This is a genomic window from Pasteurella oralis, from assembly GCF_042681465.1.
Lineage (GTDB): Bacteria > Pseudomonadota > Gammaproteobacteria > Enterobacterales > Pasteurellaceae > Pasteurella > Pasteurella oralis.
The window spans coordinates 55,806-68,508 of sequence record NZ_JBHUFP010000007.1; the positions used below are offsets into that span (position 1 = coordinate 55,806).

The window sequence follows — 12,703 nt, forward strand, 5'->3', positions numbered from 1 at the left end:
GTGAAATAAAATGAAAGCGTTTTCTATTAGTATTTTGTTATTTTTTATGAGTTTATTTTCATTCAATCTTTATGCACATCCACATGCATTTATTGAAATGAAAACTAAAGTATTAGCTAGTGAGCAGAAATTGATCGGATTTTCGATGGAATGGATATTGGATGAAGCCAGTTCTGCGACAATGTTATATGACATCCGGCAAACGCGCGGTGATAAAAAAGCATTACAGAAATTAATTGATGAAGTCATGGGAAATATTATAAATGAACACTATTTCAGCTATTTATTTGATAAGCAAGGAAATAAAGTGAAATATAGTGCGAAGCCACAAAATTACGGCATGAGATCAAATAATAATCAAGTGATGTATTATTTTGATTTTTTGTTATCTAAACCTCGGGAATTAGCTAATAATCAATTCACTTTACTGACATATGATCCTACTTATTATGTGTCGATGTATTATGATCAAACCAAGCAAAGTGCGGTTGATTTTTCGCAAATTTCAATGCATTGCCATGGGGAAGTTGTTGAACCACAAGTCGATGCGAAAATTAAGCAATATGCGAATTCATTAGATCAAACTCAGCGTGATGAAGATGATTCTTTAGGTGTACTGTTTGCGCAAAAAGTGATGTTAATATGCGAATAAATTTTCCAATTAAGTATAGTATTATTTTGCTATTGTTAGGCTTAGCTGCTTATTTTTTATTTCCTTATCTATTTTTTAAAGTGGCTATTTGGCAGCGTGATTTTAATCAGTTAATGTCAGGTTATTTACATCAAATTAATGAAGATAAAACCTATGCTGGTGGCTGGTTAATTGTTATTAGTTTTCTTTATGGTGTGTTTCATGCTTTGGGACCTGGTCATGGTAAATTTATTATTGCGACTTATTTGTCTACTCATCAAACTCAACTGAAGACTAGTATGAAATTAACCTTACTGTCTTCTTTAATGCAGGGAGCTGTTGCTGTTGCAGCCACTTCTATTGTCGTCGTGTTACTCAATCTTTCTTCTCGCTATTTTAAATTAACTCAACTTTGGTTAGAGCGTACGGCTTTTCTATTGCTACTTCTGCTGGGATTAAGTTGGTGTTATCAATATGGGAAAAAGTATTATTTAGCTTATGCAAAGGCGAAGACAAAACCATTACCTCAAATTTTATCACTTAAAGCACAGTCACAAAGTGCAATGAAAGTTGGACAGCAGCTGGCATCATCACATAGTCATCACCTATGTTGTGGTTGTGGTCATCAACATGTCCCTAATCAAACGCAATTAGCTATGGTAATGGATTGGAAATCACAGCTTTTAGTGATTTGTAGCATTGGTATGCGACCATGTTCAGGTGCAATTTTTATTTTGTTTTTAGCTTATATGCTTGATCTTTATTGGTGGGGAATTGTTGCGACATTTGCTATGGCAATTGGTACTGGATTAACTTTATCTTGTTTTGCTTTAATAGTGCTATATGCAAGACATACTGCATTAAAAATTGGCAAATGGTACCTATTTTCGCCAATCTTGCAACGCAATAGTGAGAGTTTGCTTAAATTGTTTGCGGGGATTTTACTGATTTTTTTCGCAACCAGTTTGTTGTATGGCACAACATTGTCTACTACTGGTGGAGCGGCTTTATTCACTCGTTAACGTTAAAACAGATAAACTAGGCGCAAAATAAGGATTAGAGGAGGCAGTAGAGTGGTAAATTTCATTTTGTTGCATATCCAGAAGGAGAAAAAAAGCAGATCACAAGATCTGCTTTTTTGTATGCTGTAAAATAGGTTAAAGTGCGGTTCGAACTAAGAAAATTGTATAACCAACATAGCTAGCGAAAAAGAACAAACCGTTGAAACGACCTAGAGTATGCTGTTTTTTGTAGGCAATCAAACCAAAAATAAATAATGTCATTGTCAATGCAGACATCATTAACATATCGCGAGAGAGCACTTTGCTTTCTGCTTCAATTGGCATAATCGCCCCTGCTAAACCGACAACAGCTAAAGTATTATATAAATTTGAACCAATAATATTGCCTACCGCAAGATCGACTTCGCCTTTACGTGCAGCCACAATAGATGCAGCGACTTCAGGTAATGAAGTGCCAATTGCAACAACAGTGAGCCCAATGACAAGATCACTTACACCTAAATAATTAGCGACTTTTATTGCCCCCCAAACAAGTAATTGAGAGCTAAGCATCAGTAATATAAGACCTGCTATCAGCCAAAAGGCAGAGGCGTTGAATGAAATTTGCTGTTTTGTGTCTTCTTCATAAGCAGCTTGAACAGAGGGACGTTGCTTTTTACTTGACCAAATCGTCCAGAAGACATAGGCAATAAAAATAACAAGTAGGCTATAAGCTTCAAGAGTTGAGATTTTCATATCCAATAAAAAATAAGCAGAGAGAAAAGTGACGCTAAGTAAGATTGGAAGCTCTTTTTTAATCACACTGCCATGTACTACTAATGGTTTGATTAATGCAGTTAAACCGAGAATTAAGGCAATATTGGTGATATTTGAACCATAGGCGTTACCTAGCGCAATGCCTGGACTACTATTAAATGCAGAGAGTGCTGATACGACCATTTCTGGCATGGAGGTACCAAAACCAATAATTAAAATACCAATTAATAATGGTGACATGCCTAAATAGCGTGCTAATGCAGCAGCAGCATCAACAAAACGATCTGCACTCCAAACTAAAATAATTAACCCGACAATAATGGCAAAAGAAGCTTCTAATAACATCTGAAATCCTATTGGAAAAATAGCGAAATTTGGACGCGTATAATATATGCAAAAATGGGGAAAGAGAAGAAAATAAGCTAAAGAAAAAATAAAAGCCCATAAGGAGGATATGGGCTTAAACTCTTTTGGTGAAAAATAAACTTTTATAAAAGGAGACAAATAAAAGCTTACCAAAAGAAAAATTGGCTCCTCCTGCTGGACTCGAACCAGCGACATACGGATTAACAGTCCGCCGTTCTACCGACTGAACTAAGGAGGAAAAATTCTGTATCACAAAGAATTTAGGTGGCGTATGATAATGTGCTTATTATCCCTTGTCAACCTTAGAAAAAGAAAAAAATAACTCTTTTTTTAGAGGATTTTTATATCCACAGAGGTTGTGGATAACTCTGTGAGTTGTTGTTAAAAAAAATCGCTAAAGCTAAGCCATTACTGGTATTATTCACTTTCATCACATAATTGGTTGTAAAATAACATTTTGTTATTTATCAATTGGTTATAAAAACTCTACAAATATTTTTAAATTTTTTTTGAAATTTGAGAGGTTTGAATCTTGACAATTATAAGTCTGTGTAAAACCTAGCTTTTTTAGATCAAAATTTAGTGTAAAACTATGCTAAAATTGACCGCACTTTCAACTGACGCGTTTAGGCGATATGGCACAAAAAATTAACACAAAGTCTTTTATTTTGCATTCTGATTTTCAACCTTCTGGCGATCAACCACAGGCGATTCAACAACTTATTGATGGGTTAGAAAATGGATTAGCCCATCAAACCTTGTTAGGTGTAACAGGGTCGGGTAAAACTTTTACAATTGCCAATGTGATTGCTACTTTAAACCGTCCTGCGATGTTGCTCGCACCAAATAAAACATTAGCAGCGCAGCTTTATGCGGAAATGAAAGCATTTTTTCCTGAGAATGCCGTGGAATATTTTGTTTCCTATTATGATTATTATCAGCCAGAAGCTTATGTACCAAGTAGTGATACATTTATTGAAAAAGATGCATCAATTAATGATCAAATTGAACAAATGCGTTTGTCAGCGACAAAATCTTTTTTAGAACGTCGGGATACTATCGTAGTGGCTTCTGTGTCTGCAATTTATGGTTTGGGTGATCCCGATTCTTATCTCAAAATGATGTTGCATTTGCAAACAGGGGCGATTGTTAACCAACGACAAATATTGGCAAAGTTAGCGGAACTGCAATACACACGTAATGATCAAGCATTTCAACGTGGTACATTTCGTGTACGCGGCGAAATTATTGATATTTTTCCTGCTGAATCAGATGATAGAGCGGTGCGGGTTGAATTATTTGATGATGAAATTGAGCGTTTAAGTCTATTTGATCCGTTAACAGGTACCAGTTTTGGTATTGTACCGCGCTATACCATTTACCCGAAAACCCATTATGTGACACCGCGTGAACGTATTTTAGATGCAATTGAAAAAATTAAAACTGAATTGGCTGAGCGTAAAAAATTTTTGTTAGAAAATAATAAGCTTTTAGAAGAACAACGTATTACACAGCGTACACAATTTGATATCGAGATGATGAATGAATTAGGTTATTGTTCTGGAATTGAAAATTACTCACGTTATCTCTCTGGGCGCAATGAGGGAGAGCCGCCACCGACATTATTCGATTACATGCCATCCGATGCACTGTTGATTATTGATGAATCTCATGTGACTGTACCACAAATTGGAGGGATGTATCGTGGTGACCGTTCACGTAAAGAAACATTAGTGGAGTATGGTTTCCGCTTGCCTTCAGCATTGGATAATCGCCCATTACGTTTTGAGGAATTTGAACGTTTAGCTCCACAAACAATTTATGTTTCAGCGACACCAGGACCTTACGAATTAGAAAAGTCAGGTGGTGAAATTATTGATCAAGTAGTACGTCCAACAGGTTTACTTGATCCCGAAATTGAAATTCGTCCAGTAGCAATTCAAGTTGATGATTTGCTTTCAGAAGCTCGACAAAGAGCAGATCAAAATGAGCGAGTATTAGTGACAACACTGACTAAAAAAATGGCAGAGGATCTTACGGATTATCTTGATGAACATGGTATCCGAGTGCGTTATTTACATTCAGATATTGATACAGTTGAGCGTGTTGAAATCATTCGTGATTTACGTTTGGGTGAATTTGATGTGTTAGTTGGAATTAACTTATTAAGAGAGGGGTTAGATATTCCAGAAGTTTCATTAGTTGCAATTTTAGATGCAGATAAAGAAGGTTTTCTGCGTTCTGAACGTTCATTGATACAAACGATCGGACGAGCAGCACGAAACCTTAAAGGTAAAGCGATTTTATATGCAGATCGCATAACTAATTCTATGGAAAAAGCGATTGGTGAAACTCACCGCCGTCGTGAAAAACAAATGAAATATAATCAGGAGCGAGGTATTGTTCCACAAGCATTGAATAAAAAGGTGGGTGAGTTGCTTGATATTGGTCAAGGCGCAAATAATAAAGCAAAAGCGAGTCGAGCAAGCAAAAAAGTGGCAGAGTCGACCGCACTTTATCAACTACCACAAACACCAAAAGAATATCAGCAACAGATTAAGAAGTTAGAACAACAAATGTATAAATATGCACAAGATCTTGAATTTGAAAAAGCAGCAGCTATACGAGATCAATTGCAACAATTACGACAACATTTTTTTGAGGTTTAATACAGCGAGTTAACTATGTTAGATGACAAAATAACCCAACGTTTTTTAAGTGTCGCAGGACCAGCTATTGAGCTAGCAAAACAAAAAAAGACCAAAGCTGCGCTCTTAGCATTGGACAAAATGGATATTGATAAGCAGGTAGAACCTGAGTTATACCATTTACTGCAAATTCAAAAGGCTGCTTTATTAGAGATGTTAGAAAGAGAAAAGCCAGTTAAAGTGTTGCGTAATTTTGAGCATGTATTTGATATTTATCGCAGTATCCCTAATGAAAATAGGGCTGTTTATCGTTCTGCCCAAATGCAATTAGCAAACCTGCTTATTCATTTGAAAAAAGTTGATGAGTTAGAGCAATTGTACAATGATTTTGCTCAACAACCTGCCCTTAACAGTGACGATAAACTTTTTCTTAGTTCCTTATTGCTCAGCCTAAATAAAGTTGATGAGTTTTTACAAATATTGGCTTCTATTAAGCGTAGTGATAATGCATCGACTTATGCTATTGCGAAAACAAATGCCGCTTTAATGTTGAAGAATTTGAAGCGTTATTCAGAATGCATTACGGCTTGTGCAATGGTATCCGCTGAAGATGATATAAATATGTATGCGAAAGCGCAGTTAATTTGGGCAGAAGCATTATATCGCTTGGGACGTCGGGATGAAGCATTTGAGGTCTATGGACGTTTGAAACCGTTTCATAATGTATTCTATTCAGAAGCAAAGTGGCAGTTATTGATTAAATTCCCAGTTAAAGCGATTCGGCAGAATATATTGGAATTTTTTGGTAAGGCATAGTTTTATTTTTACTTTGTATAAAAAGAAATCATGAAATTTTTTCAAACAGAAAAATAATCAATAAAAAAGTGATTTTTTCTCTTTTAAATGATTTATATTTATTTGGTTAAAGGAAGTCTGAATATTAAATTAGACTTCCTTTTTTATGAGATGTCATAATTGATTTTTTAGTTGTGTTTTTATTTTAATCTATTTTTGTTGTTTTTTAATATTTATTTTGTTTAATTTTTGTTTTCTGGTATGACCACATAATTGTAACTTAATTTTATTCTTTATTTTTATTTTTTATCGCATAGAATAAATGGACTTGGAAATTTATATTTTTTATTTGCTTTTTATTATTTTTTAGGTTTATGCTATTTATGTTTTAATTCATTTCTCCTATTTTTCTTCTTGTTAGATTGAAATATTAAAACTTATAATATTTTTTAATTTGTTATTTCGTATTAGTTTATTGCATATCATATATGCTAATCTATGTTAGGTTATGAGGTACTAATTTTGATGATTAAGCAATTTTCTCTAAATATTTATCTTAAAAATAATTATTTTTTCTTTTCTAAGTTTTTTATTTATTTTAAAACTTATATCGTTTCCTTTCCTATATTTTAAAAGCTTTATATAAACTATAGCTTTTTTAAAATATGTAACTTATTGCCTATTTTTCTTTTGCTGTATTTCTCATTGGATGAGAAATAAATAATTTTAATGGAACTATTATGAAAAATTATCATGCAATATCTTGCTGCTATCAGCGGGTTAAATCTTTTTATCAAAATCAGTCAGGTGTTTATGCCGTCATGACGGCATTACTCACCTTTCCCTTATTGGTAGTTATCGCATTCACGGTGGATGGTACAGGGATTTTGTTAGATAAAGCGCGGCTAGCACAGGCAACAGAGCAAGCGGCGTTGATGTTAGTCGCGGAAAATAATCAATTTAGAAAAAATCCGCATGATGGCGTTAAGAAACAACAAGTTACGGCTGAAGAAGAAAGAAAGCATGGTTCTAAATTAAGTGCTCAGCAAGATAAGCGCAATCGAGAGATGATCCATGGTATGGTGAAAGCTTATTTACGTTCTCACAATAAAGACAACTCAAATAAAGATCTGCCCGTTACGATTCCCGAGCATTTTGAGTATGAATGTAAGCAAACTATTTCTGCTAAAGATGGGCAGATGGCACCGAAAAAATCAGTAAGCTGTGTTGTTCAAGGTAATGTTCATCGTCAATTTTGGTTACCACTGAGTGAAGAATTAGTTAAGTCACAAACAAAAAATGGACGTTTGCCTATACATTCAGGTTTATCTGCTGCGGTTAAAGAAAATAGTTTAACTACACCAATCGATTTGATGCTAGTCTCGGACTTTTCAAAATCTATGCTGTGGGAGGTTGGACAAAAGGAGAGAGATGAAAGAGGAAATGAGCTGCCTCAGGGGCGTTATCCACATCGAAAAATAGATATTTTACGCGATGTAGTTAAAGATATTTCTGAAATTTTGTTACCAGTTAAATCTGTAGAAGGAATTAGTCCATATAATAGAATAGGGTTTACTACTTTTGCCGCGGGAGCTCGCCAGAAGGATAATACTGAAAAATGTGTATTGCCTTATTATTTATTTGAGGGGAGAAAGAGTTTATCAGTTAAAAAGATCATTTTAGATAGAACAGATAGATCTCATTATTTTCGAAATATCTATCAAAGCATTATGCAAAATCCTGATGAGTGTCCTGTTGATAATTATTATTTTAACTCAAATTCTGTTTGCCGAGTGCAAATTGAACCTAAGAAGTTATTGAAAAAAGCATTGGAAGTTGGTGACTGGGATACAATTAATCGTCTTTTTGCATCTTATTTAGATATTCCAAAAACATTGAGTGATATTAATACGTTTAATGGACAAAATCGTCATTATGAATTTGAATTTAAAGATGAACGTTTTTGTCTAGGTGGAAACGAAGGAAAAGCAACGACCCAAGCGTGGTTCGATAAAAATAACCCAAATATCTATTCTGCATTACAACAGATAACTCCTAGAGGTGGAACAGCAGCGACATCAGGGTTCATTATCGGAGCTAATGTGATGATGAATAAAAACACTGACTCTGGAGCAAAACCTGAAAAACTACAGACTAATACTCAACGGGTGATTTTAGTTTTATCAGATGGTACAGATAATCAACCTTCAAAAGACACACTTGTAAGATTACTCAATGCAGGCTTATGTAGTAAAGTTAAAGAAAAAATAGATTCTTTACAGGATAAAAAATTTCATATATTACCAACAAGAGTTGCATTTGTTGCTTTTGGTTATAATCCACCAAAAGATCAAGTTTCTGCTTGGAAGAAATGTGTTGGTTCTCATTATTATGAGGCAAGAAATAAGCAGGAGTTATTAGATAGCTTTAAGCAAATTATTAGCCTAGATGAAGAAGTTGGACATTCAGTGCCATTGAAAAGATAGTGTGAAATAACATATTCTTAGTATAGATTACATTCATAAATACCTTATCTACTGATTCATTTTGTCAGTAAGCAAGAAGTCCCAGTTTATCAAAATAAATTTGGGACTTTTTTATCGCTCTTTTATGATTAATAGTGTCTAGGGCTATCATACAGCGAGTACCGCTTTTTGCTTAATGGGACTAAATTTATCTTTAAATAGGTCATGAGAAACCTATCTTAAGCAAAGTGCGGTCTATTTTAGAAAAATTTTAGCAATGATTATGACATTTTGCGGTTTGCATAAATTGTGCCACATAGTTATTGGCGGGTTTTTGTAGTAATTCTTGTGGTGTTCCTACTTGAATTAATTCACCCGCATTTAAAATCGCAATTTGATTTCCCATTTTGATAGCTTCATCAATATCATGAGTAATAAATACAATACATTTATTTAAACGTTGTTGTAAATTTAATACTAGATCTTGCAATTTTATACGGATAAGCGGATCTAACGCAGAAAATGCTTCATCCATTAAAATAATATCGGTATCAGCAGTTAAAGCGCGTGCCAATCCTACACGTTGCCGCATTCCACCAGAAAGTTGAGCTGGATAGGCTTGTTCATAGCCTGCTAAACCAACTTCATTTAGCCAATATTCTGCTTGTTCTTTTCGTTCTTTGTTAGACACACCTCGTACTTTTAGCGCATAAGCGACATTTTGTCGTACTGTTAAGTGTGGTAATAGTCCAAAGTGCTGAAAGACCATACTGACACGTGTTTGGCGGAATTTGCGTAAATCTTTTGCATTTAGCGCTGTCACATTCGTGTCACACACCCACACTTCACCACAACTTGGTTCAATTAAACGATTGATATGGCGAACTAGCGTTGATTTCCCAGAACCTGATAAACCAATAATGCAAAAAATACTATTGCCATTAATTTGTAAATTGATATTACGTAAACCAATTTGACAACCTGTGGCTTGAAAAATATCTGAATTTGATGCATTTTCATTTAATAAAGTGAGTGCTTGATGATATGCTTCGCCATAGATTTTACTGATATTTTTAAAAGTAATTTGTGTCATGTTTATTTCTTTGCTCTATTATTTTTGACCACGACCATACGCTTGTGTAATGCGATCGATAATGATTGCTAAAATAACAATGGCAGTCCCTGCTTCTACACCTTGCCCAATGTTTAACGTTTGAATTGCTTGTAATACATGCTCACCTAATCCTTTTGCGCCAATCATAGATGCTAGGACTACCATACCTAAGGACATCATGACGGCTTGGTTAATCCCTGCCATAATACTGGCTTTTGCTTGAGGTAATAACACCCAAAGTAGGAGTTGCCATCTTGTGCTGCCAAAAGATTGGGCTGCTTCAATAATTTGTGGACTCACTTGACGGATACCTAATGCAGTTAGGCGAATTAATGGTGCAATGGCATAAACCACAGTAGCGAATAAAGCAGGTACTTTACCAATACCAAACAACATAAGTACGGGTATTAAATATACAAAACTTGGCATAGTTTGGATGACATCAAGGACAGGTTGTAAAATCTGATGTAACTTTTTGTTAGAGGCCATTAAGATCCCAATTGGAATGCCAAATAACGTAATAAATAGTGCAGATACAATGAGTAAGGCGAGGGTTTGCATTAAAGGTAGCCATAATCCAAATGTACCAATGAGGTAAAAGCCTGTGACACAAAGTAAAGCAAACCAATATTTTCTTGTCGCATGCCAACCAATACAGCCAATAATGATTAACATTAACCACGCTGGTGTGGCTTGTAGCCCTTTTTCAACAGGAATCAATAAATAATCAAGAGAAAATTGGCTTATTTGGCGAAATTGACTGCCATAGTCTTGCACTGTATTGACTAAGTAGCGATTAAGTTTGTCTGCAATGGACCATGAGGCGAAAACAGAAGAATGAGCCATATCTCCTTGTTGTAAATATTGTTGTAGTTTTATTGCTGCCGCAGGCGAAAGCCATTGTTGCCAAAGTTCTGGATATTGTTGTAAGAAAAACAATGCCTGTATACTGCCATTACGTTTGTTTTCTGTCATTTCTAGAATGGCTTGATTTAAAATTTGCGGCTCGAATTGAATACTATTGATAAGTGCAACTAAAGTTGGATATTGTTGGGCAAATGCCATTGATACTGACATAGCGAGTCGTGAACTTGGGAATCCACTAATACAAGTGGTTATACTATCTTGGTGAAGTAAACTTTCCCAACAACTTGATTGGTATGTTGGAAAAATAATAGGTTCAAATTGATACTTCGCCATTAATCCTGTCGGCTGCCAATAATAGAAAAGAATAGGTTGCTTTTGTTCATACGCCGCAGCAATTTCGGCATCTAATGCTGCGCCTGTGCCAGGGTGAACATTATTAAATTGTTGGCTTAAACCTGTATTTTTTAATAGGTGCGTATTGAAAATTTCACAAGCCCAGCCTGTTGGACAATTTAAAAAACGCGCTTTATTGGGATGCTCAGGATCAGGAAAGAGATAGGCGAATTGAGATAAATCACTGACTTTTTGTAGTTTAGGATGCTTCTTTTTGACGTAAGCAGGCACGTACCAACCTTGTGTTGCACCACCTCGTAAAGTATTACCAATAATGTGCACGCGTTTTTCTGCTACAGCTTGTTCAATAATAGGTGAGCGCCCCACCCATTGTTCAGCAATAATTTGAATATCATCTTGTGTTAATGCCGTTTCTAGTGCTGTTGTTGCACCGGGCACAATTTCAGTTTGGCATCCATAGCCTTCACGCAAAATGAGTTCTAAAAGGGCAGTAGAAAATTGCCCACTTTCCCAATCTAATGCACCTAATTTGATCGGCTTATTGCTATCACAAGCATAAGTGTAACCACTAAATAAGAGTAAAAATACGATACCTAAGCTTCTTAAGCTTTTCATATTGAGTTCCTTTCTCTGAATTAGGTATACAAATTGTAATGAAATACATCTCAGATGCAATGAATTCTTCTTTTGAATTAATCCATGTCGGTATCAGAGTATTTTGCGCTGATCATCTACTCATGTTCTTTATTAAGTATGAATAATGCTTTCTAAATATATCAAAGATTAATTTATGCTCGATATCAGTCTTTTGAACTAAATTATTTGTGCTATAACATTTAAGCAGAGTGATAGCAAATTATCTTGTAAAAGAAAAAGTGCGGTCTGTTTTGGGAAAGTTTTATCAGACTAGAGTCGCAAAGAACAGATTACTAATTAAATATGAAGCAATCTATTTTTTCTGCCAATTTAGCCTTGAAACTTGTGTATAATGCCCCATATTGAGAAAACGTTTGAAAAATAGAAGCAGTTTATGGGAAAGAAAAAACGTTCAGCAAGTTCTTCACGCTGGTTAAATGAACATTTTAAAGATCCGTTTGTGCAAAAAGCACATAAACAAAAGTTGCGTTCACGTGCTTATTTTAAATTGGATGAGATTCAACAAACAGATCGTTTATTTAAAGCAGGAATGACTGTCGTTGATCTCGGGGCAGCACCTGGTGGTTGGTCACAATATGCAGTAGGTCAAATCGGTGATAAAGGTCGGGTGATTGCTTGTGATATTTTAGAAATGGATCCAATTGTCGGTGTTGATTTTTTGCAAGGCGATTTTCGTGATGAGAATATATTAAACGCATTATTGGATCGTGTTGGAGAAAGCAAAGTGGATGTAGTCATGTCTGATATGGCACCAAATTTTAGTGGTATGCCATCAGTGGATATTCCACGAGCAATGTATTTAGTTGAACTTGCTTTAGATATGTGTAAGCAAGTGTTAGCGACAAAAGGCAGTTTTGTCGTAAAAGTTTTTCAGGGTGAAGGTTTTGATGAATACTTGAGAGAAATTCGTTCTCTATTTAGTGTTGTAAAAGTACGGAAACCTGAGGCTTCTCGAGGCCGTTCTCGTGAGGTGTATATTGTTGCGACAGGTTATAAACATTAAAATAGCCAAATTTTTGAAAGTTATT

The 12,703-nt window shown here is 35.1% G+C and carries 9 protein-coding genes and 1 tRNA gene; 6 read left to right on the forward strand and 4 right to left on the reverse strand.

Annotated elements, in window-relative coordinates; translation table 11 throughout:
* The first annotated feature begins 10 nt into the window (after positions 1-10).
* Complete coding sequence (gene zevA, locus ACFSAV_RS06320; protein ID WP_101775856.1) at positions 11-652, forward strand: zinc transporter binding subunit ZevA; 642 nt, start codon at positions 11-13, stop codon at positions 650-652.
* Positions 643-1,653 carry a zinc transporter permease subunit ZevB gene (gene zevB / locus ACFSAV_RS06325; RefSeq protein ID WP_379097537.1) on the forward strand — a complete coding sequence of 337 codons (1,011 nt, stop codon included), beginning with the start codon at positions 643-645 and terminating at the stop codon, positions 1,651-1,653. The genes zevA and zevB overlap by 10 nt, the downstream gene beginning before the upstream one ends.
* Before the next feature lie 135 nt (positions 1,654-1,788).
* Here the strand turns inward: zevB and ACFSAV_RS06330 are convergent, their stop codons facing one another.
* The gene (locus ACFSAV_RS06330) at positions 1,789-2,754 is read right to left on the reverse strand and encodes a calcium/sodium antiporter (RefSeq protein ID WP_379097540.1); all 966 of its coding nucleotides are present in this window, start codon (positions 2,752-2,754) and stop codon (positions 1,789-1,791) included.
* A gap of 183 nt (positions 2,755-2,937) precedes the next feature.
* Positions 2,938-3,013 (reverse strand) — tRNA-Asn (locus tag ACFSAV_RS06335).
* A gap of 397 nt (positions 3,014-3,410) precedes the next feature.
* Between ACFSAV_RS06335 and uvrB the strand changes: the two genes are divergently transcribed.
* The 3 genes from uvrB to ACFSAV_RS06350 all read left to right on the forward strand — a co-directional run bounded on the left by uvrB (position 3,411) and on the right by ACFSAV_RS06350 (position 8,704).
* Positions 3,411-5,444 (forward strand): excinuclease ABC subunit UvrB, encoded by a 2,034-nt coding sequence (gene uvrB / locus ACFSAV_RS06340; RefSeq protein WP_101775859.1) that lies wholly within the window; start codon positions 3,411-3,413, stop codon positions 5,442-5,444.
* A 15-nt stretch (positions 5,445-5,459) separates the two neighbouring features.
* Entirely contained in the window at positions 5,460-6,239 is a 780-nt protein-coding gene (locus ACFSAV_RS06345; protein WP_379097544.1) for a hypothetical protein, read from the forward strand.
* A gap of 719 nt (positions 6,240-6,958) precedes the next feature.
* Positions 6,959-8,704 (forward strand): TadE/TadG family type IV pilus assembly protein, encoded by a 1,746-nt coding sequence (locus ACFSAV_RS06350; RefSeq protein ID WP_379097547.1) that lies wholly within the window; start codon positions 6,959-6,961, stop codon positions 8,702-8,704.
* A gap of 250 nt (positions 8,705-8,954) precedes the next feature.
* Here the strand turns inward: ACFSAV_RS06350 and ACFSAV_RS06355 are convergent, their stop codons facing one another.
* Positions 8,955-9,776: a betaine/proline/choline family ABC transporter ATP-binding protein gene (locus tag ACFSAV_RS06355; protein WP_379097550.1), complete on the reverse strand. Its 822-nt coding sequence runs from the start codon at positions 9,774-9,776 to the stop codon at positions 8,955-8,957.
* 18 nt (positions 9,777-9,794) lie between these two features.
* Positions 9,795-11,633: a glycine betaine ABC transporter substrate-binding protein gene (locus tag ACFSAV_RS06360; protein ID WP_379097552.1), complete on the reverse strand. Its 1,839-nt coding sequence runs from the start codon at positions 11,631-11,633 to the stop codon at positions 9,795-9,797.
* Positions 11,634-12,048: 415 nt separating this feature from the next.
* Here ACFSAV_RS06360 and rlmE point away from each other — a divergent pair, with 415 nt between their 5' ends.
* Entirely contained in the window at positions 12,049-12,678 is a 630-nt protein-coding gene (gene rlmE, locus ACFSAV_RS06365; protein ID WP_101775864.1) for a 23S rRNA (uridine(2552)-2'-O)-methyltransferase RlmE, read from the forward strand.
* The last annotated feature ends 25 nt before the right edge of the window (positions 12,679-12,703 follow it).

Bases quoted from the DNA above. Each gene is read 5' to 3' on its own strand.
- zevB (WP_379097537.1), top strand. From the start codon at position 643: ATGCGAATAAATTTTCCAATTAAGTATAGTATTATTTTGCTATTGTTA.
- ACFSAV_RS06330 (WP_379097540.1), bottom strand. From the start codon at position 2,754: ATGTTATTAGAAGCTTCTTTTGCCATTATTGTCGGGTTAATTATTTTA.
- zevA (WP_101775856.1), top strand. From the start codon at position 11: ATGAAAGCGTTTTCTATTAGTATTTTGTTATTTTTTATGAGTTTATTT.
- rlmE (WP_101775864.1), top strand. From the start codon at position 12,049: ATGGGAAAGAAAAAACGTTCAGCAAGTTCTTCACGCTGGTTAAATGAA.
- uvrB (WP_101775859.1), top strand. From the start codon at position 3,411: ATGGCACAAAAAATTAACACAAAGTCTTTTATTTTGCATTCTGATTTT.
- ACFSAV_RS06355 (WP_379097550.1), bottom strand. From the start codon at position 9,776: ATGACACAAATTACTTTTAAAAATATCAGTAAAATCTATGGCGAAGCA.
- ACFSAV_RS06345 (WP_379097544.1), top strand. From the start codon at position 5,460: ATGTTAGATGACAAAATAACCCAACGTTTTTTAAGTGTCGCAGGACCA.
- ACFSAV_RS06360 (WP_379097552.1), bottom strand. From the start codon at position 11,633: ATGAAAAGCTTAAGAAGCTTAGGTATCGTATTTTTACTCTTATTTAGT.
- ACFSAV_RS06350 (WP_379097547.1), top strand. From the start codon at position 6,959: ATGAAAAATTATCATGCAATATCTTGCTGCTATCAGCGGGTTAAATCT.